Source organism: Chelativorans sp. YIM 93263, from assembly GCF_028767125.1.
Taxonomy (GTDB): Bacteria; Pseudomonadota; Alphaproteobacteria; order Rhizobiales; family Rhizobiaceae; genus Chelativorans.
Window position 1 is genome coordinate 711,047 of record NZ_JAKCWP010000001.1, and the last position, 24,167, is coordinate 735,213.

Sequence of the window (24,167 nt, forward strand, 5' to 3'; positions counted from 1 at the left end):
CCCGAGTGACCGGCCCGAAACGCGCCAATGTAGTGTGCGTCCTCTGTGGGTGATCGAGTGGCAAACTGGCTAGACCGGCCAATACTGCTGGGAGAGGTAGAGGCAGGCGCCAACCACCCGCTGTCCGAACTATCCCGTCCGCCGTTCTCGCCACAGCACACGGACCGATCTAGTCGTCGTCATCAGCATCTTCGTCGAGGGTGAACCCGGTCTTGATAACGACCTGAAAAACGACGCACCCCGCCGCATTCGACATGGCCGCGTATCGCGCCATCATGATTGAACGGCACTCACTGGCGCCCGGCTGAAATTGCAAGTGCGAGCGCGCAGCAGCTTGCACCATTTACACAATTTGCACGGGGACAATGCTCCCGCACGTGTGAAGCACATGAATTTGTTGATAGGCTTGGTGCGAATTTTTGCGGGGAGGTCAGATGTTTTTCAGAAACGCAGCGGCATTGGGGTTCCTTTTTCTTTCCAGCTTTTCGTCAGCACAAGGAGAGCCACAGCCCATCACGGACTCCGAAAATTTCCGGCTATACTGCAATGATGGAAATGGCTGTGGCACCGAGGACGATCCAGCGTTGATGGCCACGCTGGACGATCTCCTTGCCAAACTGGAGGATGCGCGCGCATGGTTGAGCGATCTCGGTTTCCCAGTGTTTGAAAGTCACCTGGAATCGGGAAATGAAGACATCGGTCTTCTCCGTCTGGATCCCAGCCCTCCGAACCAAAACCGATGCCCGAACGCCGTTGCCTGTCACGTGCTGCAGCCTGGATATTATTCCAGGATGTTTGTGCCCCTGCATCGAGCCGAGGATATCGCGCAAGATCCCTCGACACTGGCTCACGAATACCTGCATACAATACAGCCCGAACGGGATCCCGGCGAACTCAAGTGGTTCAATGAGGCGGTTGCGACCGCAGTGGGAACAGCTTTCGGGCGACGACACGGCTTCGCGGCGGGAGTTTTCCCTCCGGACTACTTTATGTCACTTGACCGACCGTTCTATGATGCGGTCGACGCTGGGTATGGGAACTGGGCCTATCTCCTCGGCGTGGGGCAGGCGCTCGGTAGCGAAGACTGGGTGGCTTACCTGGCGCAACCAGGTATTCTGAATGCAGCGGAGATTTTTGCTGGCCAGCCCGCATCGGCTGGCATGATCCCTCTTTATGATGACGGCCTCGTCGGATCCGAGACCTTCGACAAGGTATTTCCGAAATTTGTCGCCACCTTCAACAATGTTGGGAAGTCATCCGCACCGCACGATAGCGCCTATCACTACTACACCGACATCGACCGGCATACCGTCGAGATCCTCTCCACCGACCAGGCGTATTCCGAGGTGTTCAAGGGTACATCACCCACCTATGCGGTGGCACCAATGCTCATGCAGCTGGAGCTAACGCCGCAACCGGATGCACGGGCTCGTGATACGCTCATGATGGCCGAGCTTGAGGTGATGAAAGGGGAGCCGCTCGACGATCTAACTCTGGTCACCGAGCACAAGCGGGCGGACGAACGCCTGAGCGAAAAGCTGATGCTCAATGGCTCTAACGCACCGGATGAGCTCGGTTTCGTGCGCGTCGTGAATGCGCCTTCGCAGGCTCAAGGTGACGCAAAGCCGAATGAATTTGAACTGCGCGTCAGTGCCCGTCCCATTGAATTCGGTCCACCGATCTGTTTCCAGGCAGGCGAACCGTCCACGTTCGACACAAACGGCTTCGATCCGGATGAGGGAACCAACTGGCGGCTGACCACCGACAACGGCACGGTAAACGGCGTAACCATTACGCCGGCGGGAGCGGGCGAGATGAATGTTCACCTGGAGATCGACAGCCCAATCACGCGCGCTGATACGGGTCTGGCCCCCGTCGAGCCGGCGACCACGAAGGTCAAATTGGGCCGTTTCGATGTGATGGATGAAGACTGCATCTTGGTCGGGAACATGACAGCGCATTTCAGCGGCGCCTTTGCAGGCTCACCCAATGAGATCCCCTTTGCCGAGAAGGCGACGGTGCGATGGCAGGCGGTTCTCAACATTGAGACCGGGTCGCCCGAGACGGAGACCGATCCCGTTACGGAGAAAGAGCGCCTCGTCTACCCGGATGATGGGTCGGAATGGATGCTGAGCGGCAGCTACCTGCACGAGCGCTGTGCCCCAGGGCATCCAGAGATATGCAACTACTGGACGGAGGAGATTTTTTCGGGCGCCGGATCGATAGCCGACGGCGGTGGCGAATTGCGGATTGTGTCGGATGACGATGTGGTGCGCCTGGAGGCCAAACTGCCGGTCACCGTGACGACAACCGTCCACGGGCCTTCCGGCGAAGAGACCAGATCCCGGACGCATTTTTGGGCGCTTACGTGTTACTCACCGGGGAGATGGTGGGGATTTGGCCCGCACATGACGCACGCTGGCCCTCCGGACGGTGCGCTGGACGGGTCCTGGGCCAGCGACGCCCGCGAGGTGGTCAACTTTGACTGCCGTCAAGAAAGGCAGCCGGAGGTTTACGGTCCGGGTAGCGGTGAGAGCGGCAGCACGAGCCTGTCCCTGAAAGGGCGGGTCAAGGTGCAGTCTCGTTGAATGGGATTGGACGTCTCGCATGGAAACCGCGACCCCAAGAACCCTCTGAAGAGTGAAAGATGGAGGGCCGCCAAACGATTTGTCAAACGGACGTGACAACGCTTTGGGAATCGGCATACGACGCTTAAGCGCGGGACCCGCTCACCGCTCTCAGATAGTTCACCATTCGCTGAGGACTGCTCACCGGCGACCGTTGCGAATTTACTGGTTAACCAGCCACGCGCGTCCTTTGCAGCCTCGGGTTTAGGCCCTAGCGATGAGGACGACTCGCCCGGCTACCAACAAGGACTAACACATGTTCGGAGGCTCCGCCTCCGGACCCTGGGAGCGGTTTCGGCATTTGCCGAAGCCGCTTGTTCTTTGAGTAGGTAATTTCCGTCTACGCATAATGTGATCGAGTGCATCGATTGGCTTGGAACCGAGATTCCGCTCGATTGTTAGAGCGTTCGAACGTGTTTAACGGAACGTCGGAAGCCCGCCAATCGCAACGATGGACCGACACTCGCACTGAGCTGAAAATCATTGAGGAGCAGGCACTTTATCTCGAAGATTTCGGCTAACGGTGGCCACGCACTCGCTAAGGCCCGATCCTCCCAGGGCTGACGGCGGAAGGCCGTCCCGGTTCGCGCGCCGGGGCGGCCTTTCACTTCGCTGTATATTTAAGCTTTCCGCGCGCTTTCTGCTGCGCTACAGCCCAGCCCATGAACTCTGCGCTGCAGACTGATCGACCGGATGGCGCCACGAGCGGACCCTTCCTGCTCGGGATAGATACGGGGGGCACCTATACCGACGCGGTGCTTTATCGAGAAGGTGAAGGCGTTGTCGCCAAGGCGAAGGCGCTTACCACCCGCCATGAGCTATCCGTTGGCATTTCCCGCGCGGTCGACTGTGCGTTGGCGCAGGCTGGTAGCGCAGAGATCGGTCTCGTATCGATGTCCACCACTCTGGCGACCAATGCCCTTGTCGAAGGCCATGGCGGGCGGGCCGGGCTGGTGATGGTCGGATTCAGTGAACAGGATTTGCAGCGTGACGGCCTGCGTGGTGCGCTTGGCGGGGATCCGGTCGTTTTTCTTCCGGGCGGGCACGATGTGTACGGAATTGAGAAGCCGCTGGACATGTGCGCTCTCAATCCCTGGCTCGAGGAGGTCTCCGCAGGCGTGGACGGGTTTGCGGTCTGTGGTTATTTCGCGGTGCGCAATCCGGCGCACGAGATCGCGGTCTGCGAGCGCATCCGCGAGATCACCGGCAAGCCCGTCACGGCGAGCCATGAACTTTCAGCAAGGCTGGGCGGCCCGCGCCGGGCACTGACTACACTCCTGAACGCGCGGCTGATTTCGCTCATCGACCGTTTGATCCGGGCGACTGCCGATTCCCTGGAGCAGCGCGGCATTCACGCGCCGCTCATGGTCGTGCGAGGCGACGGCGCGCTCATAACCGCTTCGCTTGCCCGTGCACGGCCCATCGAAACCATTCTGTCCGGCCCGGCGGCAAGCCTGGTAGGTGCGCGCCACTTGACCGGGATCGACGATGCGATCGTCTCCGATATCGGCGGCACGACCACCGATATCGCATTGCTTTCCGGCGGGCGCCCGCGTCTTGCACCGGAAGGTGCGGTGATCGGCGGTTTCCGGACCATGGTTGAGGCGGTCGCCATGCGCACTTTCGGCCTCGGCGGCGATTCGGAAGTCGCTCTGAGGGACGGCGGGCTTGAAGCGGGCATCAGCCTCGGTCCGCGTCGCCTGGTGCCGCTCTCACTCGCCGAGACGCTTCACCCCGGCGCGATCCGGCCGGAACTGGAGCGGCAGTTGCGTCATCAGCGACCGGCGCGACTAGCCGGACGCTTTGCCTTCGCGACGGGGCTGCCCGAAAGTGCGGCTCAAGGGCTGACGGCAACGGAGGAGCGTGTCTTAATCCGCTTGGAGGCGAAGCCACGACCGCTTGGCGAGGTGGTGGAGGCCGCCCCACAACAGGCGGCCCTTCAGCGCCTTCTCGCGCGCGGCCTGGCGCAGCTCTGCGGCTTCACACCTTCGGACGCGGCCCACGTTCTGGGCCGCCAATCCACCTGGGATCCGGAAGCGGCGAGACTTGGGGCCGAGCTCTTCGCCCGCCGCAAGGATGCGAGGGGGCGGCCTCTGGCGGAAGGTGCCGAGGCAATCTCCGCGCGCGTGCTCGAGGTGCTCAAGCGCCGTTCCGCAGAAGCCGTCCTCGAAACCGCCTTCGCCGAGGATGGGCTGGAGGAGATCATTTCACCCTCGCATCCGGTGGTTCAGAGGGCTTTGGATGGGTTTGAAGGTGTTTCAAGATTTCGGCTGTCCGTCGACCGTCCGATTGTCGCTCTTGGTGCCTCGGCCCGGCTGCACTATGAAGGGCTTGAGGGGTATCTGGACCAGCAATGCATGCTGCCCGACGACCTCGACGTGGCAAACGCCATCGGGGCGGTCGCTGGGCAGGTGCGCATCAAGGTGGAAGCTAAGGTGACCCAGCCCAAGCAGGGGGTTTTCCGCGCAAGTGCGGGCGCGCAAACCTGCGACTTCGGGACTGAGGAAGAGGCCGTTTCCTTTGCCGAGGAGCGCGCACGCGCCCTCGCGGCTCTGCGTGCGGGAGAAGCGGGTGCAAGCGAGCCGAACGTCTCCGTTTCCCGCGCGCTGAAAACGGTCGATGTCGATGGTGAGCGCCTTTTCATCGAGGCGACAGTGATTGCGACGGCGAGCGGCCGCCCGCGTATAACAAGCGATTGACCCCTGGGCGGGAGCATGATCAAAAAACCGACCAATACGAAGACCGGGAGGAGCTTTCCATGACTGACCGCGTCGAAACTAACGGGCTGAAAATTGCGAATGTTCTGCACGATTTCGTGGTGAATGAGGCGCTTCCCGGAACAGGGATCGAGGCCGGCTCTTTCTGGCGCGCCCTTTCTGACCTGATTCATGACTACGTGCCCAGGAACCGTGAGCTTCTGGCCGCGCGCGACGATATGCAGGCAAAGCTCGATGCGTGGCATCGGGAGAATGGCGCGCCAAGCGATATGGAAGCTTATGAAGCCTTCCTGCGTGAGATAGGCTATCTCGTGCCCGAAGGGCCGGATTTCGAGGCGACGACCGCCAATGTCGATCCGGAAATAGCGGAGGTTGCAGGCCCGCAGCTCGTAGTGCCGGTAATGAACGCGCGCTATGCGCTGAATGCCGCCAACGCTCGCTGGGGTTCACTCTACGATGCGCTTTACGGAACCGATGCTATTCCCGAAACGGGCGGCTCTGGGAAAGGGCCGGACTACAATCCAAGACGCGGCAAGAAGGTGATCGCGTGGGGACGCGCCCTTCTCGATGAGAGCGTACCGCTTGACGGTGCGCAATGGTCCGATGCGACAGCCTTTGCGGTCGTGGATGAAAAACTGTTGGTCACGACCACGGCAGGTACGGCGACACTGAAGGAGCCCGCCCGCTTCACCGGCTTTGAAGGTGAGCCGTCCTCCCCGGGCGCTATCATTCTGGAGCGCAACGGCCTTCATGCGCGCGTCGTCATCGATCCATCCCATCCGATCGGCAAGACCGACAAGGCGGGCATTGCGGACATTGTTCTCGAATCGGCCATGACGACCATCATGGATTGCGAGGATTCCATCGCTGCCGTCGATGCCGAGGACAAGATCCTCGTCTACCGCAATTGGCTCGGGCTCATGAAAGGCGATCTGGAAGCAGAGGTATCCAAGGGCGGGCGGAGCTTCACCCGCCGGCTCAACCCGGACATCGCCTATCGTTCACCGGCAGGCGACGAGCGTTCGCTCAAGGGTCGCTCGCTTATGCTGGTCAGGAATGTCGGGCATCTAATGATCAATCCCGCCATTCTCGACCGGGATGGCAACGAAGTGCCGGAAGGCATGATGGACGCCATGTTCACTGCACTCATTGCGCTTCACGACATCGGCCCGGACGGTCGGCGCATGAACAGCAGGACCGGCTCCATGTATGTTGTTAAGCCAAAAATGCACGGGCCGGAGGAAGTGTCCTTCGCGGTCGAAATTTTCGGCCGGGTGGAAGATGCGCTCGGCATGGAGCGCAATACCATAAAGATCGGCATCATGGACGAGGAGCGCCGCACGACGATCAATCTCAAGGAGTGTATCCGCGTGGCATCAGAGCGCGTCGTCTTCATCAACACCGGGTTCCTTGACCGCACGGGCGACGAGATCCATACCGCGATGGAAGCTGGCCCCATGATCCGCAAGGGCGACATGAAGCAGTCGGCCTGGATTTCGGCCTATGAAAACTGGAATGTCGATGTGGGCTTGCGCTGTGGGCTTTCCGGCCGCGCTCAGATCGGCAAGGGCATGTGGGCGATGCCGGAGCTGATGGCCGCCATGCTGGAACAGAAGATCGGACATCCGAAGGCGGGTGCGAATACGGCCTGGGTTCCCTCACCGACCGCAGCGACGTTGCACGCCACCCATTACCACAAGGTGGATGTGAAGGCGGTTCAGCAGGAACTGAGAAATCGGGAGCACGCTAAACTCTCCGATATCCTTTCGGTCCCAGTGGCAAGCCGTCCGAACTGGGCGCCCGAGGAGATCAAGCAGGAGCTGGACAACAATGCGCAAGGCATTCTCGGCTATGTCGTGCGCTGGGTCGACCAGGGCGTGGGCTGTTCCAAGGTGCCCGACATCAGTGATATCGGGCTGATGGAAGACCGGGCCACGCTGCGCATCTCCTCCCAGCACATCGCCAACTGGCTGCACCACGATGTCGTCACGGAAGAGCAGGTGATGGAGACGATGAAGCGGATGGCCGAGGTCGTAGATCGCCAGAATGCCGGTGATCCGGATTATGAGCCGATGGCGGCGGATTTCGACAACTCCGTCGCCTTCCAGGCCGCCTGCGATCTCGTCTTCAAGGGCCGTGAGCAGCCGAACGGCTACACCGAGCCGGTGCTGCATGCGCGCAGGCTGGAGAAGAAGGCACGGGCAAGCGGGTGATCTTGAGGGATGCCGTGGAAATGAACCAATGATCATTCTTGCCATCGACACCGCCGCGTCGCTTTGTGCTGCCTGCGTTTACGATTCCGTCGCGGGGCGTGAGCTCGGCCGAGCCGTGCTTGATCTTGGAAAGGGCCATGCCGAGCACGTGATGGCGACGGTTGAAGAGGCATTGGAAAAAGCTGGTCTAACTTACGAGGCGCTGCGGGCGATCGCCGTTTCGGTCGGCCCTGGCTCCTTCACCGGCGTTCGCGTCGGCGTTTCCGCTGTCCGCGGCTTCGCTCTCGCACTCGACGTTCCGGCCATCGGCGTGAATACGCTGGAAGCCCTGGCGGCAGAAGTGCGCGAGACCGTTCCCGAGCGCAAGGTACTTGCCGTCACGGGCAAGCGGGCCGACAGTCTGGCCATGGGGCTCTTCGACGGAGAAGGCGCGGTGCTGGAGGAGCCGAAACTTGTATCTGCTGGTGAAGCGGGCATGATCGCAATCCGCGCGGGCGCCGTGGTAACTGGTGAGGCGGCGGACCTCGTCGCTGCCGAACGCAAGGGCAAACTTGAGATTGCCGGGCGGGCGGCCACTGCGGATATTCGTTACTATGCCAGGCTGGCATCGCTGCGAGGAGCGAGGGGCGGCAAACCCACTCCGCTTTATCTGCGCGCGCCCGATGCAAAACCGCAAAGCCAATTCGCTCTGCCGCTGAAGGCTCGGTGATGCCGTTACTGCCATCCTTCCGGCGCAAGAGATTCACTGTGCGGCCGCTCGAAAGCGATGACAGCGAAACGCTGGCCACACTTCACGAGGAGGATTTTGCGCGGCCTTGGACCGAGGATGAGTTTGAAAGTCTCCTGCTGCAGGAGAACGTCTTCGGTTTCGCCGCGGTCGAGGAAGGCATGTCCCGCGCGAGACCCGTCGGCTTCGTGCTTGCCCGGCTTGCCGCGGGAGAGGCGGAAATACTGACCGTAACGGTTACGCGCGCCTTCAGGCGCCGGGGCATTGGCCATGCTCTGATGGACGCTGTATTACGCACGCTGCATGGCGAGCGCGCCGAGGTGCTTTTCCTCGAAGTCGATGAGAAAAATCAGGCCGCTATCGCGCTTTATCGCCGCCTCGGTTTTCGCGAGGCGGGCCGGCGGCCGGACTACTATCGCGATAGTGCAGCCCAGCGCAGCAGCGCGATCACCATGCGCCGCGATTTGCGGTAGAACAATCCGCGATGAGACGATTGAAAACCGCACGCTCGACAATAAGCGCCGCCCTCAAGCTGGCTTTCGTGGCGGTATACACCCTGCCGCTGATCGCGGTGCAGGAGATCGCCTTGCGCACCGGCTGGTGGGGTGACCGCACCGTGCCGCAGCTCTGGCATCGCATCACATTGAAGGTGCTTGGCATCCGCGTCGTCGCGAAAGGCGAGCCTGCGGCGGGCCGGCCGCTCCTGATCACCTCCAACCATGTTTCGTGGACGGATATTCTTGTGCTGGGATCCATGATGGGGGTGCACTTCGTGGCCAAGGCAGAGGTGAGAGGCTGGCCGATCATGGGAACCTTCGCTCGCCTCCAACGCTCGGTCTTCGTCGAGCGCGAGCGCCGGCGCGCCTCCCCCGAGCAGGCGCGGGAAATCGCCGCACGTCTGACCGACGGCGACCCGATGGTTCTCTTCGCCGAGGGCACGACCGGGGAGGGGAGCCGTGTTCTTCCCTTCAAGAGCACGCTTTTCGGCGCTGCCCAGCTTGCACTCGAAGCCATGGAAACCGATTGTGTGTTGGTGCAACCCGTTGCCATCGCCTATATGCGCCGGAATGGCCTACCGCTCGACCGTCGTGAGCGCGGGCGCATAGCCTGGATCGGGGACATGGATTTCGTTCCGCATGTGAAGGAGCTGCTGAAGGCCGGCGCGATCGATGTCGAGGTGCACTATGGGAAGCCGATCCCCTTTTCGACGCAATCGAACCGCAAGAAAGTGGCCCGCGCTGCCGAATGCGCCGTGCGGGATTTGCTGACTGACGTGCTTTACGGTTGCAAATCGCAAATCGGACGGGCTGATGCTTAAGAATCGTCTGTTTTTTGACAGGCAAAAAGGTTAGGAAAGCCGGCATGGAACAGAATGTGACGCCGGAAATTACGGAGAACCCCTCCAGGGCCGCAGCCAAGAAGGTCTTCGTCAAGACCTACGGCTGCCAGATGAACGTTTACGACTCACAGCGCATGGCCGATGCGCTGGCGAGCGAGGGCTATGGTCCGACGGAGCATATTGAGGACGCTGACCTGGTGCTTCTCAATACATGCCACATCCGGGAGAAGGCGGCGGAAAAGGTTTATTCCGAGCTTGGCCGCATCCGGCTGCTCAAGGAGGAGCGGGCGAAGAAGGGCTGGAACACCGTGATTGGCGTGGCCGGCTGTGTGGCCCAGGCCGAAGGACAGGAAATTCTGCGCCGCGCACCGGTGGTGGACCTTGTAATCGGACCGCAGACATATCATCGACTTCCCGATGTCGTGCAGCGGGTGAAGTCGGGCGAGAAGATCGTCGAGACCGAACATGCCATCGAAGACAAATTCGAGTATCTGCCGGCCCCGCAAGCGACAATCGTAAGGAAACGCGGTGTAACCGCCTTCCTCACCGTCCAGGAAGGCTGCGACAAGTTCTGTACCTTCTGCGTGGTCCCTTATACACGTGGTGCGGAAGTGTCACGGGCAGTAGCGCAGATCGTCGCCGAGGCCGAGCGCCTTGCCGCCTCCGGCGTGCGCGAGGTGACCTTGCTCGGCCAGAACGTCAATGCCTGGCACGGCGAGGGTCCGGGCGGAATTGAATGGGGTCTGGGGCGGCTCCTCTTTCGGCTCGCGGAAATTCCCGGTCTCGACCGGTTGCGCTACACGACCAGCCATCCGCGCGACATGGATGACGAATTGATCGCCGCGCATCGCGACCTGCCGGAACTGATGCCGTATCTGCATCTGCCGGTGCAGGCCGGCTCCAACCGGATTTTGAAGGCCATGAACCGCCGCCACACGGCGGATGAATATCTGCGGTTGATCGATCGCATCCGCGTGGCCCGTCCGGACATCGCCATGTCGGGCGATTTTATCGTCGGCTTTCCGGGCGAGACCGAAGAGGATTTTGAAGACACCATGCGCATCGTGCGTGAGGTGGGTTATGCGCAGGCTTTCTCCTTCAAGTACTCGCCGCGCCCCGGCACGCCGGGTGCCGAGCTTTCGGAGCAGGTGCCAGAGGAAGTGAAGGGCGAACGTCTCCATCGGCTCCAGGCGCTGCTGCACGAACAGCAGCGTGCTTTCGCGGAAAGCCTCGTCGGCAGCACGATAGAGCTGCTTCTCGAGAAACCCGGCCGGCAGAGCGGTCAGCTCGTCGGCCGTTCGCCCTGGCTTCAGCCTGTAATCGTTGATGAGAGCGCGGGTGAAATCGGCGACATCGTCGATGTGCGTATCACCAAGGCGGGCAGCAACAGCCTGTTTTCCGAGCCAGTTTCAGTGCGACCGGCAGCGGCGCAAGCCACACTTGCCGAAGGAGGGCGCTTTTGACGTCCGATACCCAGCTGAATACCTCGCCATCCGGAGCCTCGGATATGGCACACATTGTGCTAAGCTTCGATAACAATAAGCTTGCCGGTGCGCTCTACGGACCCTTTGACGAGCATCTGGCGCGCATAGAGCAGAAGCTCGGAGTGGATATCAGCTCGAAGGGCAACCAGCTTGCGATCCGGGGCGACATGGTCGCCGCCGAACAGGCACGCCGCGCGCTCGATTATCTCTACGGGCTCGTTCAGGGAGGAACGGAGCTTTCCACCTCTGAAGTGGACGGGGCTGTGAGACTCGCGCAGGCTGCGGACGACCAGCTCAGCCTGCCTACCATGGAAAAGAAGGGAAAATTGGCCGCAGCTCAGATATCGACGCGCAAACGCACCGTTTATGCCCGTTCGGCCAACCAGGACGCCTATATGCGCGCCCTGGAGCGTTCCGAGCTCGTCTTCGGCATCGGGCCGGCCGGAACGGGAAAAACGTTCCTCGCCGTCGCTTATGCCGCCATGCTCCTGGAGCGCGGCATGGTGGATCGCATCGTACTTTCCCGCCCCGCGGTCGAAGCGGGCGAGCGGCTGGGTTTTCTCCCGGGCGATATGCGCGAGAAGGTCGATCCCTACCTGCGCCCTCTCTACGATGCCCTTTACGACATGATGCCCGCCGAGCGTGTGGAAAGGGCAATTGCCGCTGATGTGATCGAGATCGCGCCGCTCGCCTTCATGCGCGGGCGTACGCTTTCCAACGCGGTTGTCATCCTGGATGAGGCGCAGAATGTGACGCCCATGCAGATGAAGATGTTCTTGACGCGGCTCGGCGAAAACGGACGCATGATCGTGACCGGTGATCCCAGCCAGATTGACCTGCCGCACAACACCACCTCGGGCCTGGTCGAGGCGTTGCAGGTTCTCAAGGACGTGGAAGACATTGTCACCGTCCGTTTCAATGAGAAGGATGTCGTGCGCCATCCCCTCGTGGCGGCGATCGTCAATGCCTATGATCGCAAGACACGTCGCGACAAGCCGGCGCGGGAGAACGATGTCTGATAGGCCAACGGCCCCGCCGCGATCGGGGCCTGTCTTTGAAATCGTCGTCGAAGCCGGCGACTGGCCGGAACAGTTCGCCTTGGAGCCGCTCGTGGGCGAAGCACTCGGCGCTGCCGCCGCCGAGGTCAAGGTTCAGCCCGGTGCGTCGGTTACCCTCCTCTTTTCCGATGACGAGACGATCCGCGGTCTCAACGATCGATTTCGCGGCAAGGATAAACCCACGAACGTGCTTTCCTTCCCGGTTCTTTCCGGAACTGTTCCGCCCGATGAACCAGCGCCTCTGGGTGACATCGCGCTGGCCTTTGAAACGGTTTCACGAGAGTCGGCGGCCGAAGGGAAATCCTTCGATCATCACTTGGCCCATCTGATTGTTCACGGATTTCTTCATCTTCTGGGCTATGATCATGAAAGCTCCCACGAAGCAGAGGAAATGGAAGACCTTGAAGGACGTATTCTTGAACGTCTTGCTATTGCGGACCCTTACACCTAATTGAAGGGCTTGAAACAACTGAACGACGATGACTGACAGTTCCATGATCGCCGCCGCCGGCAACACTTCGGACGGCGAAACCGGTTCCCCCGTGGAGGGGGAAGAGGGGTCGAGTAGAAACGAGCAGGCCCGCGCACCGCTGCTGCACAGGCTTGCGGCGTTCCTGCGTTTACGAAACGGCTCTTCTCTGCGCGAGGATCTTGCCGATGCGCTTGGCGAGGAAACGGGCACTGCGTCCTTTTCGCCAGGCGAGCGCGCAATGCTCAAGAATATTCTTCGCCTTCGCGAGTTGCGCGTCGACGATGTCATGGTGCCGCGCGCAGATATCCAGGCGGTCGAGCTTTCCACGACGCTCGCCGATCTCATGAACATTTTCGAGCGCGGCGCCCATTCCCGTATGCCCGTCTATCTGGAAAGTCTGGATGATCCGCGCGGCATGGTGCACATCCGTGATGTGATGGGACATATCATCCGTTCCTCGCGGCAGAAAAAGACGCGTGGGCAGAATGGCAGCCATGACCGCTCGCTTCAGCTTGGCAATGTCGATCTCGAACGTACGATCGGAGAACTCGAGATCATGCGTCCCCTGCTCTTCGTTCCACCTTCCATGCTCGCATCGGACCTGATGGCGCGCATGCAGGCGGGCCGGACCCAAATGGCCCTTGTTATCGATGAGTATGGCGGCACAGACGGGCTTATCTCGCTTGAGGATATCGTCGAGATGGTCGTCGGCGACATCGAGGACGAGCACGACGAAGACGAGCCGATGATCGAGAAGACCGGGGACGGTATCTTCGTCGTCGATGCGCGGGCGGAGATCGAGGACGTTGCCGAGGCCATTGGGGATGGCTTCAGGGCGGGCGAGCATGGCGAAGAGGTCGACACGATCGGCGGTATCATTTTCAGTGCGCTCGGCCGTGTCCCGGCGCGCGGCGAGGTGGTGCAGGCCATACCCGGCTTCGAGTTCCATGTGCTCGACGCGGATCCGCGGCGTGTAAAGCGCGTACGCATCGTCCAGGGCCGCACGGCTGATCGCCGCCGGCGCTTCATCCGCCCGCCCGAAGGGTAAGCAGAGCTGTTCCAAATGGCGGACCGATGGTCTAACTGTGGACCACTGATTCGTGTCCGTGGGGGTCGATGGAGCGTCTTGCCGGTCGAGTGATTCTGCTGTGGGGCTGGCGGCGTTGGCTCGTTGCCACGGTTGCTGGCGCGGTCGCCTCGTTGGCGCTTGCGCCGTTCGATTTTCCTGCCGCAGGCTTCGTTGCCTTTCCCGTTCTGGTTTGGCTGCTGGACGGCGCGGTTGCCGCGCGCGGGCGATGGGCCAGCCTCCTGTCCTTCTTTACCGTCGGCTGGTTCTTTGGCTTCGGCTATTTCCTTGCGGGAATGGGGTGGGTCGGAACGCCGTTTGCGAGGGCGGAAAGCGTAGTTCCTTTCCTCTTCAATACAATGGGCCTGCCGGCGGCGCTTGCGCTGTTCTACGGCGTTGCGGCGCTGCTCTCCCGTTTGCTTTGGAGCGACGGGCTCGGGCGCATTGCGGCCCTCGCTTTCGCTTTCGCCGTCGCCGAATGGCTCCGCGTCACGCTTCTCGCCGGTTTCGCCTGGAATGCCATAGGGTACGTCATCACGCCGCTGCCGATCTTCATGCAAGTCGTTCAGGTCGTCGGCCTTATGGGATTGAATGCGGCGGCAGTCTTCGTCTTCGCGGCGCCCGCGCTCATCGGAACCCGGCGACATTTGGCCGCAGGGCTCGCCTTGGCTGCTGCGCTGGTGGCTATGCAATTGGGATACGGCTACTTCCAAATCGCCTCCCCTACGGCAGGCGAGTTCGTGCAGGTCCGGCTGGTGAAACTGGCCAATGCGGAAGCGACTGATTTCCAGAAGGCTTTCGCATCTTACCGAGAACTCACCGCCGCTCCCGCCGCTGGCGAGATCCCCGCGCTTGTCCTATGGCCGGAAAATGCCGTTCCGTTCGTTCTCACCGAGCGGGGCGACCTGCTGACCGCGCTGGGGGAGACGGTTGCGGCCGGGCAGGTTTTGGTCCTCGGGACGAAGCGCCGTGAATATGCCGGGGATGAGGCTGTTCACGACGCGGTTGCCGTCATCACGAATGACGGCGAGATCGCCGATGCCGCAGACAGGCAGGATCTCTTTTTATTGGCCAACGATACACCTTTCGTTGGTATCGCTCGTGTTCCGGACCTGCGGACGATAATGTCCGCCGCTCTTGGCTCATCTGAAAGACCGAGGCGGCTCCTCAAAATTGATGAAGAGATCAGGGCATTGCCTCTTATAGGTACCGAGGCAATAATCCCCGGCGCGGCTGGGAACGAGGTCGAAGCGGATGTCATTCTCAACCCGGCAGACTATAGCGTATTCGTCGGCACGCCAGCGCCTTATCAGCATCTGCGGCAGGCCCAGATTCAGGCCGTCGAGGCTGGACGTTCGCTGGTTTTGGCCATGCCAAGTGGCATTGTAGCGGCGATCGATTCCCGGGGCCGGATTCTCGCCGCCATGGGCCCAGGCAGTCGCGGGACTCTTGATATTTCTTTGCCTGTGACAAAAGAAAACGTTGTCACGTTGGGGATTAGATTCTACGCAGGGCTTACATTTGCCGTATTTTTTGGCATTCTCGCCCTGCTCATTAGTATGCGAGACCGCTTGATGTGATATCAGATATTGTGCAAAAAAGTTAGATAAACCGACTTTCACGTACGGAGGCTCGAGCATAATGGGAGGGCGTGACCTCGTCGGTCTCTATAAGCCGAATCGAACGACGGGGAATAAATGAACACCAAGAAAAGCCCGAATCCTATCGACGTTCATGTCGGTAGCCGGATCAGACTTCGCCGCAACATTTTGGGCATGAGTCAGGAGAAGCTGGGCGAGAACCTCGGCATCACGTTTCAGCAGGTCCAGAAGTACGAGAAGGGCACGAATCGCGTCGGCGCCAGCCGGCTTCAGGCGATAGCATCCATTCTCAACGCGCCCGTGTCCTTCTTCTTCGAGGGGGCTCCCGGCGAGAACGGCATGGAAGCTCCGGGGGTTGCCGAGGATGGGGCCAATTATGTGTCTGACTTTCTCAGCAGCTCGGAGGGAATCCAACTCAACCGGGCTTTCGTGCGCATTCACGACGCGAAGGTGCGGCGGAAGGTGCTTGACCTGGTGAAGGCGCTGGCGAGCGAACCTGCCACAGACTGATCCTGATGCTGACGATCCTGCCGAAGTTGCCGCCGCGGTTTGCGAGCCATTTTCCTTGACCATTTCTGCGGCGATTGGCTAACAAGGCGCCTGCCGTTGGCTGGGAGTCGGCGGCTTGTTCTCAGAGGGGTCGCCCGTGGCACGCAAGCATTATCTCTTTACAAGCGAATCCGTTTCCGAAGGTCACCCGGACAAGGTGTGCGACCGCATTTCGGATGAAATCGTGGACCTGGTCTATCGCGAGGCCCGCAAGGAAGGCATGGATCCGTGGAAGGTCCGTGTCGCCTGTGAAACGCTGACCACCACGAACCGCGTCGTGATCGCGGGAGAGGTGCGCGTACCGGACAGCCTGCTCAAGCGTGACAAGGATGGTAACGTCGCGAAGGATAGTCACGGTAATCCGCTCGTGAACCCGACCAAGTTCCGTTCCGCGGCACGCCGGGCCATCCGGGCCATCGGCTATGAGCAGGATGGCTTCCACTGGAAGAAGGCGCGCATCGATGTGCTTCTTCACGGACAATCCCCTGATATCGGCCAGGGCGTCGACAGCGCATCCGACCGGCAGGGCGAGGAAGGTGCCGGCGACCAGGGCATCATGTTTGGCTATGCCTGCCGCGAAACGCCGGATCTCATGCCGGCGCCGATCTATTATTCTCATCGCATTCTCCAGCTTCTCGCCGAGGCGCGTAAAGCCGGCCAGGGTGATGCCGCCAAGCTTGGCCCCGACGCCAAGAGCCAGGTGACCGTGCGCTATGTCGACGGCAAACCGGCCGCCGCGACAGAGATCGTTCTATCGACCCAGCACCTCGATCCCGACTGGGACAATAAGAAGGTTCGGGAGGTTGTGGAGCCTTATATCCGCCAGGCGCTGGCGAGCGGTGGACTGGCGGTCGGCGACGACTGTCATTGGTACATCAATCCCACCGGCAAGTTCGTCATCGGCGGGCCGGACGGAGATGCTGGCCTGACGGGGCGCAAGATCATCGTTGACACCTATGGCGGCGCAGCACCCCATGGCGGTGGCGCCTTCTCTGGCAAGGATACGACCAAGGTCGACCGCTCTGCCGCCTACGCCGCGCGGTATCTGGCCAAGAATGTGGTCGCCGCAGGCCTCGCCGAGCGGTGCACGATCCAGCTTTCATACGCCATCGGCGTGGCCCAGCCGCTCTCTGTCTACGTGGACCTTCACGGGACGGGAACGGTTACCGAGGAAGAGGTCGAGATCGCGCTTCGCCAGGTCATGGACCTGTCGCCCTCGGGCATCCGCCGACACCTTGATCTCAATCGCCCGGTCTATGCCAAGACGGCAGCTTATGGCCATTTTGGCCGCAAGCCTGGCCGGGATGGTTCCTTTTCGTGGGAGCGCATGGATTTGGTCAAGGCCCTGAAGCAGGCTCTGGCGGCCGCAGCCTGACGAAGTATTGTCGTGAACGCCGGACATCCAGAACGTTCGACGGAGGCGTTTTTCGGTCGACGCCGCGGCAAGCGTTTGCGCCCGCGGCAAGTCTCGACGCTGGAAACGCTCCTTCCGCACTTGCGCATTGATCTTGAGGTGCCCGCGCCGGACGATCCGAGGGCGCTCTTTGCGGCGACTGTAGGCGAGGTGCGGTTGGAAATCGGTTTCGGCGGCGGTGAGCACCTGCTCACCCAGCTGGAGCGTTACCCCGAGACCGGCTTCATAGGGGTTGAGCCGTTCGTCAACGGGATGGCAAAGCTGCTAACCGCGCTTGAAGGTAATGAGCCCAAGAACCTTCGGCTCTACGACGATGACGCCACGCGGCTGCTGGATTGGCTGCCGGAGGCTTCTCTATCGGGGATCGATCTGCTCTACGCCGATCCTTGGCCAAAAAAACGCCATTGGAAGCGGCGCTTTATCAACCGGGACAATCTGGACCGGTTTGCTCGGGTGATGAAGCCTGGCGCTGTTCTACGCTTCGCTTCCGATATTGAAAGCTACATCAACTGGACGCTGCTTCATTGTCGGGAGCATCCGTCTTTTTCCTGGCGGGCCGCCAGCGCGGATGATTGGCGTCAGCCCTATGCGAACTGGCCTGGCACCCGCTACGAGGCGAAAGCCGTTCGCCAAGGCCGCGTTCCGGCCTATTTGAGCTTCGTGCGTGTTTGAAAATCCGGTATCTTAGCGATACCGGATTCGCTGAAATTGCTCTGGGTCGATTCCCAGACGGCTAAGGTCGGCGGGATTGGCGGCGCGACGATCACGGACGGCAGCCGAAACGGCGATTGCACTGCCCATGGCTCCGAAAAAATTTCCAACGCCAGCCAGATAACGATGACGACTCATGGTCAAATCTCCATTCTTGTGCGGTGCACACAACATAAGAACCATCGCCCATGAAATGGAGGGCTTTCTTCGCAGGTCTGCCATGCGTTTTGTGCAACGCAATATCCGGTTATGGCTTGAAACCTTTGTTCGGCTCGGCTATATCACCTCTCAAATCTTGGTCTTAATGGCGAAGAGTGGGTCCCACCGGTCCCGCTCTTTTTTGTTAAGCCGTGGAGGCTGAAATACGTATGCCTGATAGGCAGATAGCAGACGACCGCATCATTCGCGAGACCGGGCTCGAGGCGCGCATCGCCGGGATTGTCATTCCCGTGTTATCCGCGGCCGGCTACCGGCTCGTCCGTGTCCACCTGTCGGGTCAGGATAGCCTGACATTGCAGATCATGGCCGAGCAGCCGGACGGCTCCATGACCGTCGAGGATTGCGAGATCGTAACCCGCGCCGTCTCGCCCGTGCTCGATGTGGAGGACCCGATCGACAGGGCCTATGAGCTGGAGGTATCCTCGCCGGGCATTGACCGTCCGCTTGTGCGCATAGGCGATTTTGAAGCCGCGGTCGGGCATACGGCAAAGATGGAAACTTCGGTGATGGTCGGCGGGCGCAAGCGGTTCCGCGGACGGATAACCGAGGTTACTGGTGACAAGCTCCTGCTGGAGCGCGAAAAGGTCGCCGAAGACGAAGATCCGACGTCCGAGATTCCGCTTGAGGCGATCGGCGAGGCCAAGCTCGTGCTGACGGATGATCTCATTCGCGAGGCTCTGAGGAAAGAAAAGAAGGAACGGCAGCAGCTCAAGAAGGCGCGCCGGGGCAAAAATTCAGGAGCGGACGCTTGATGCGCGCTCCGTCGTTCAGGGCGAGAATCGGCCCAGGGAGACTGAAATGGCAGTAAGTGCAAATAGGCTGGAACTCTTGCAGATTGCCGACGCGGTTGCGCGGGAGAAGGCGATCGACAAGGAAATCGTCATTTCCGCGATGGCTGATGCAATCCAGAAAGCGGCGCGTTCCCGCTACGGTCAGGAGACCAACATTCGGGCCGACATCAATCCGAAAACAGGCGAGCTAAAGCTGCAGCGCCTGATGGAGGTGGTCGAGGACGTCGAGGAGCCGGCGCGACAGGTTCCGCTTTCGCTTGCGCGCGGCCGCAATCCCGATGCCCAGGTGGGCGACTTCCTAGCCGAGCAGCTTCCGCCGATGGATTTCGGCCGTATCGCCGCCCAGTCCGCCAAGCAGGTGATCGTGCAGAAGGTGCGCGAGGCCGAGCGCGACCGCCAATACGATGAATACAAGGACCGCATCGGCGAGGTCGTCAACGGCACGGTCAAGCGCGTCGAATACGGGAATGTGATCGTCGATCTCGGTCGCGGCGAGGCCATTATCCGTCGTGACGAGTTGATCCCGCGAGAGGTTTTCAAATATGGCGACCGCGTGCGCGCCTATGTCTATGACGTGCGGCGTGAGCAGCGCGGCCCGCAGATTTTCCTCTCGCGCACGCATCCGCAGTTCATGGCGAAGCTGTTCACCATGGAGGTGCCGGAGATCTATGACGGCATCATCGAAATCAAGTCTGTGGCCCGTGATCCGGGCTCGCGGGCCAAGATCGCCGTCATCAGCAACGATACCTCTATCGACCCTGTTGGCGCCTGTGTCGGTATGCGTGGCTCCCGTGTGCAGGCTGTCGTGGGTGAGCTCCAGGGCGAGAAAATCGACATCATCCCTTGGAATGAGAACGCGGCGCACTTCATCGTTAACGCCCTGCAGCCGGCCGAAGTGGCGAAGGTGGTCCTGGACGAAGACGCCGAGCGTATCGAGGTCGTGGTCCCCGACGATCAGCTCTCGCTGGCAATCGGTCGGCGTGGTCAGAATGTGCGGCTCGCATCGCAGCTTACCGGCTGGGATATCGACATCATGACCGAGGAGGAAGAGTCCCAGCGCCGGCAGAAAGAGTTCAGCGAGCGCTCGACGTTGTTCATGGATGCGCTTAACGTCGATGAGATGGTGGGGCAGGTTCTGGCATCCGAGGGCTTCACCAGCGTCGAGGAAGTTGCCTATGTGGAGGGCGACGAGATTGCCTCCATCGACGGATTTGACGAGGACACCGCGCACGAAATCCAGACTCGCGCACGCGAGTATCTGGAGCAGATCGAAGCCGAGCACGATACCAAGCGCAAGGAGTTGGGTGTCTCCGACGAGCTGCGTGAGATTCCTGGCATCACCACGGCGATGATGGTGTCGCTGGGCCAGGATGATGTGAAGACTGTCGAGGATTTCGCCGGCTATGCCGTGGACGATCTCGTGGGTTGGCGGGAACGTAAGAACGGTGAGACCACCTTCCTCCCCGGTGTGCTGTCCGACTTTGATGTCTCGCGCGCGGAGGCGGAGCAGATGGTCGTCGCAGCGCGCTTAAAGGTCGGCTGGATCACCGAGGAAGATCTCCAGCCGAACGAGGAAGATACCGGCTCCGCTGACGCCGAGACTGCGGATAGCTGAAAATGAATTTGCCACTGGCAGGTCTTGCGAAACGTGAAGAACGAACGCACATGTATCGTAACGCGCGTGGCGCAACATCCGGATGGTCTCATCCGGTTCGTGGCTGGGCCGGACGGTACGATTGTTCCCGACCTGAAGCAGAATCTGCCGGGGCGCGGTTGCTGGGTCGGTGCTGAAAAGGCGCTGGTCGAGAAAGCCGCAAAGAGAAATCTGTTCGCCAGGGCGCTGAAGGCTCCGGTCACGGTGCCAGCGGATTTGACTGCACGGGTTGAATCGCTCATGGGGTCGGCAACCCTGGGTACGCTTGGTCTTGCGCGCAAGGCCGGAGCCGTGGCATTGGGAACGGAGAAGGTCGCAGCCTCGGTGCGAAGCGGTAAGGCTGCTGCCGTCCTGCATGCGCTCGAAGCGTCGGCGGACGGCGTGCGGAAGGTGACCGCCGCCCGCAAATTTGCCTTTTATGCCGGTAGGTCGGATGTACCGGCTTACAAACTCTTTTCGGCAGCTGAAATGAGTTTGGCATTGGGGGCGGCAAATGTGATACATGCTGCCGTGCTCGACCAAGGGCCGGGCGTGGCAGCGCTTAGGCGCGTCAAAGCGCTGGCGAGATACCGAGGCATCGCCCCGGACAGGGAAGCGTCGAGTGCGGCAGGTTCCGCAGAGGGATTGGAATGACAGATACGAAGACCGGTGACGATAAGACGCTGAGCGTCAACCCGAAAAAGACGCTGACGCTGAAGCGGCCGGAGCAAGGCACGGTGCGCCAGAACTTTTCGCATGGGCGCACCAAATCTGTTGTCGTCGAGACGAAGAAGCGGAAGTTCTCCAAGCCGGAGGAACGCGCTGAGCCGACGCCGACCCAGGCTCCGGTTCAAAAAGAGGCGCCCGCCAAGGCGCCCGCGCCTAAGGCCCCCGCGCCCGAGCGTGAGAGGCCAAGGCAGCAGCAGGCTCGCTCGGGTGTCGTGCTCAATGAGCTTTCAGCTGGCGAGATGGAGGCGCGCCGCCGCGCGCTCCAGGATTCCAAGCTGCGCGAGACCGAGGAGCGCAAGCGCGCCGAGGAAGAAGCCAAGCGCCGCGCCGAGGAAGATGAGCGTCGTCAGAAGGAGCGCGAGGAATCCGCTCGCCGCCAAGCCGAGGAAGAAGAGCGGCTGAAAGCCGAGGCCGAGGCTCGCCAGCGCGCCGAGGAAGAAGCGCGCGCGCGCGAGGTTGTTGCCAAGCCCGCACCCGAGCCCGAGGTCGAACGCGAAGATCGCGGCCGTGGCGGCGCTGGTGGTAAGCGCGGCGCGCCGCAGAAGGCCGCCGAAGCACCGCCCCGTCCGTCAAAGCCCCGCGGCGAGGACCAGCGGCGTCGTGGCAAGCTGACACTCAACTCTGCGCTTTCGGGCGACGAGACCCGCGGCCGCTCGCTGTCTTCGATGCGCCGCCGCCAGGAGAAGTTCAAGCGCGCGCAGAACCAGGAACCGCGCGAGAAGATTTCGCGTGAGGTCGTGGTGCCGGAGACGATCACCATTCAGGAGCTTGCCAACCGCATGTCGGAGCGGGCCGTGGATGTCGTGAAGTATTTCATGAAGCAGGGTCAGATGATGAAGCCCGGCGACGTGATCGACGCAGATATGGCCGAGCTCGTCGCCGTCGAATTCGGCCACACGGTCAAGCGGGTAGCTGAATCGGACGTGGAGGAAGGCCTGTTCGATATCGAGGACAAGCCCGAGAGCTTGCGCCCGCGCCCGCCGGTTGTCACCATCATGGGCCATGTCGACCACGGCAAGACTTCGCTGCTCGATGCAATCCGTAAGGCGAATGTGGTTTCGGGTGAGGCCGGTGGCATCACCCAGCACATCGGCGCCTATCAGGTGGAGCAGAACGGGCAAACGATCACCTTCATCGACACTCCCGGCCACGCGGCCTTCACGGCCATGCGTGCCCGCGGAGCCGAGGCGACCGACATCGCCATCCTGGTCGTTGCTGCTGATGACAGCGTGATGCCGCAGACGATCGAGTCCATCAATCACGCCAAAGCGGCGGGTGTGCCGATCATCGTCGCCATCAACAAGATCGATCGCCCCGAGGCCGACCCGCAGAAGGTACGCACGGAACTCCTGCAGCACGAGGTATTCGTCGAATCCATGGGCGGCGACGTGCTCGATGTCGAGGTCTCTGCGATCCAGCAGACCAATCTGGACAAGCTGCTCGAGGCAATCGTGCTGCAGTCGGAGTTGCTGGAACTCAAGGCAAATCCGGAACGCACGGCCGAAGGCGTCGTCATCGAGGCCAAGCTAGATCGCGGCCGCGGCTCCGTCGCCACGGTTCTTGTGCAGGCGGGTACACTCAAGCCGGGCGATATCATTGTTGCCGGCAACGAGTGGGGCCGTGTTCGCGCACTCATCAACGAACGGAGCGAGCAGGTCCAGGACGCGCCGCCTTCGACGCCGGTTGAGGTGTTGGGGCTCCAGGGCACGCCTCAGGCGGGCGATCGCTTCGCCGTGGTGGCGAACGAGGCGCAGGCGCGCGAAATCTCCGAATACCGTCAGCGCAAGGCGCGCGAGCGGGCGGTGGCGCGTCAGGCCGGGCAGCGCGGCTCGCTGGAACAGATGATGTCGCAATTGCAGACCAGCGGCTTGAAGGAATTCCCGCTGATCATCAAAGGCGACGTCCAGGGTTCGATTGAGGCCATCACTATTGCGCTCGAGAAGCTGGGCACGGAGGAAGTGCGCGCGCGCATCGTGCATTCCGGCGCTGGTGCCATCACCGAGAGCGACATTTCGCTTGCCGAGACCTCGGAGGCTGCGATCATCGGCTTCAACGTCCGCGCCAACAAGCAGGCGCGCGACGCAGCCGAGAAGTCTGGCGTCGAAATTCGCTACTACAACATCATCTACGACCTGGTGGACGATATCAAAGCGGCCATGTCCGGTCTGTTGTCGCCCGAACGCCGCGAGACCTTCACCGGATACGCCGAGATCCTTGAGGTCTTCAACATCACCAAGGTCGGCAGGGTAGCCGGCTGCCGCGTAACGGAAGGCAAGGTCGAGCGTGGTGCCGGCGTGCGCCTACTGCGCGACAATGTCGTAATCCACGAGGGCAAGCTGAAGACGCTGAAGCGCTTCAAGGATGAAGTGGGCGAAGTGCCCGCCGGTCAGGAATGCGGAATGGCCTTCGAGAACTACGAAGACATCCGTGCCGGCGACGTCATCGAGGCCTTCCGCGTCGAGCACGTAACGCGGACATTATAATGGGCTAAACCCAAGCGGCCGTGCGGTCGCTTGGGTTGCTCGGAACGGGCGCGATGAAACAGGGTGCGTACGCGCTGTCGGGCGCATTCTACGGGTTTTTCTCGCTAGGTGTCGCGTTTGCGGAGGTCTGCTGTCTGTCGGCCTCGCCGTCTCGTTCGTAGCGGTTTTTAGCCTCGCGGTAATCGGCTTGTTGAGTATTGAAGTGTTTTGGGCAGAGCGACATATGGGCTTTCCTCGGTGCAGGAAGGATGCCGTTTCGGCTATCCCGTGGCGACCATCTTTCTTGGTGCAACGTTCGCTTTGTCAGTCCTGCTACTAAGGAGCCGGTATTTCC

General features: G+C 61.2%; 19 protein-coding genes. 18 read left to right on the top strand and 1 reads right to left on the bottom strand.

Annotated elements, in window-relative coordinates; genetic code table 11:
• Positions 1-434 precede the first annotated feature (434 nt).
• From LY631_RS03495 to trmB, 14 genes are all read left to right on the top strand, one after another.
• Entirely contained in the window at positions 435-2,588 is a 2,154-nt protein-coding gene (locus LY631_RS03495) for a hypothetical protein (RefSeq protein ID WP_274423714.1), read from the top strand.
• 701 nt (positions 2,589-3,289) lie between these two features.
• Positions 3,290-5,326 (top strand): hydantoinase/oxoprolinase family protein, encoded by a 2,037-nt coding sequence (locus LY631_RS03500; protein WP_274423715.1) that lies wholly within the window; start codon positions 3,290-3,292, stop codon positions 5,324-5,326.
• A gap of 59 nt (positions 5,327-5,385) precedes the next feature.
• Positions 5,386-7,557: a malate synthase G gene (locus LY631_RS03505; protein WP_274423716.1), complete on the top strand. Its 2,172-nt coding sequence runs from the start codon at positions 5,386-5,388 to the stop codon at positions 7,555-7,557.
• A 28-nt stretch (positions 7,558-7,585) separates the two neighbouring features.
• Positions 7,586-8,266, top strand: a complete 681-nt coding sequence (tsaB, locus tag LY631_RS03510) for a tRNA (adenosine(37)-N6)-threonylcarbamoyltransferase complex dimerization subunit type 1 TsaB (protein WP_274423717.1) — start codon at positions 7,586-7,588, stop codon at positions 8,264-8,266.
• Entirely contained in the window at positions 8,266-8,757 is a 492-nt protein-coding gene (rimI, locus tag LY631_RS03515; protein WP_274423718.1) for a ribosomal protein S18-alanine N-acetyltransferase, read from the top strand. The genes tsaB and rimI overlap by 1 nt, the downstream gene beginning before the upstream one ends.
• Positions 8,758-8,768: 11 nt before the next feature.
• On the top strand, positions 8,769-9,602 hold the full coding sequence (locus tag LY631_RS03520) for a lysophospholipid acyltransferase family protein (protein WP_274423719.1): 834 nt from the start codon (positions 8,769-8,771) through the stop codon (positions 9,600-9,602).
• Between the two features lie 44 nt (positions 9,603-9,646).
• Positions 9,647-11,086 carry a tRNA (N6-isopentenyl adenosine(37)-C2)-methylthiotransferase MiaB gene (miaB, locus tag LY631_RS03525; protein ID WP_274423720.1) on the top strand — a complete coding sequence of 480 codons (1,440 nt, stop codon included), beginning with the start codon at positions 9,647-9,649 and terminating at the stop codon, positions 11,084-11,086.
• A 44-nt stretch (positions 11,087-11,130) separates the two neighbouring features.
• The gene (locus tag LY631_RS03530) at positions 11,131-12,126 is read left to right on the top strand and encodes a PhoH family protein (protein ID WP_274423721.1); all 996 of its coding nucleotides are present in this window, start codon (positions 11,131-11,133) and stop codon (positions 12,124-12,126) included.
• On the top strand, positions 12,119-12,616 hold the full coding sequence (gene ybeY, locus LY631_RS03535; protein ID WP_274423722.1) for an rRNA maturation RNase YbeY: 498 nt from the start codon (positions 12,119-12,121) through the stop codon (positions 12,614-12,616). The genes LY631_RS03530 and ybeY overlap by 8 nt, the downstream gene beginning before the upstream one ends.
• A 28-nt stretch (positions 12,617-12,644) precedes the next feature.
• On the top strand, positions 12,645-13,685 hold the full coding sequence (locus LY631_RS03540) for a hemolysin family protein (protein WP_274423723.1): 1,041 nt from the start codon (positions 12,645-12,647) through the stop codon (positions 13,683-13,685).
• A 68-nt stretch (positions 13,686-13,753) separates the two neighbouring features.
• A complete protein-coding gene (gene lnt / locus LY631_RS03545; protein WP_274423724.1) occupies positions 13,754-15,283 on the top strand; it encodes an apolipoprotein N-acyltransferase in 1,530 nt (509 codons plus the stop codon).
• A gap of 117 nt (positions 15,284-15,400) precedes the next feature.
• A complete protein-coding gene (locus LY631_RS03550; RefSeq protein WP_274423725.1) occupies positions 15,401-15,814 on the top strand; it encodes a helix-turn-helix domain-containing protein in 414 nt (137 codons plus the stop codon).
• Positions 15,815-15,950: 136 nt separating this feature from the next.
• Positions 15,951-17,228, top strand: coding sequence for a methionine adenosyltransferase (gene metK / locus LY631_RS03555; RefSeq protein ID WP_274423726.1), 1,278 nt, complete (start codon positions 15,951-15,953; stop codon positions 17,226-17,228).
• A 12-nt stretch (positions 17,229-17,240) separates the two neighbouring features.
• Positions 17,241-17,939, top strand: coding sequence for a tRNA (guanine(46)-N(7))-methyltransferase TrmB (gene trmB / locus LY631_RS03560; protein ID WP_274423727.1), 699 nt, complete (start codon positions 17,241-17,243; stop codon positions 17,937-17,939).
• Between the two features lie 12 nt (positions 17,940-17,951).
• On the opposite strand, the gene LY631_RS03565 is transcribed toward trmB, so the two are convergent.
• Positions 17,952-18,116, bottom strand: a complete 165-nt coding sequence (locus tag LY631_RS03565; protein ID WP_274423728.1) for a hypothetical protein — start codon at positions 18,114-18,116, stop codon at positions 17,952-17,954.
• A 230-nt stretch (positions 18,117-18,346) separates the two neighbouring features.
• On the opposite strand from LY631_RS03565, the gene rimP reads away from it, so the two are divergent.
• The 4 genes from rimP to infB are packed head-to-tail and all read left to right on the top strand — an operon-like array spanning position 18,347 to position 23,833.
• Positions 18,347-18,949 (top strand): ribosome maturation factor RimP, encoded by a 603-nt coding sequence (gene rimP, locus LY631_RS03570; RefSeq protein WP_274423729.1) that lies wholly within the window; start codon positions 18,347-18,349, stop codon positions 18,947-18,949.
• 46 nt (positions 18,950-18,995) lie between these two features.
• Positions 18,996-20,603, top strand: a complete 1,608-nt coding sequence (gene nusA / locus LY631_RS03575; RefSeq protein ID WP_274423730.1) for a transcription termination factor NusA — start codon at positions 18,996-18,998, stop codon at positions 20,601-20,603.
• A 33-nt stretch (positions 20,604-20,636) separates the two neighbouring features.
• On the top strand, positions 20,637-21,275 hold the full coding sequence (locus LY631_RS03580; protein WP_274423731.1) for an RNA-binding protein: 639 nt from the start codon (positions 20,637-20,639) through the stop codon (positions 21,273-21,275).
• Positions 21,272-23,833 carry a translation initiation factor IF-2 gene (gene infB, locus LY631_RS03585; protein WP_274423732.1) on the top strand — a complete coding sequence of 854 codons (2,562 nt, stop codon included), beginning with the start codon at positions 21,272-21,274 and terminating at the stop codon, positions 23,831-23,833. Before LY631_RS03580 ends, infB begins: the two co-directional genes overlap by 4 nt.
• The last annotated feature ends 334 nt before the right edge of the window (positions 23,834-24,167 follow it).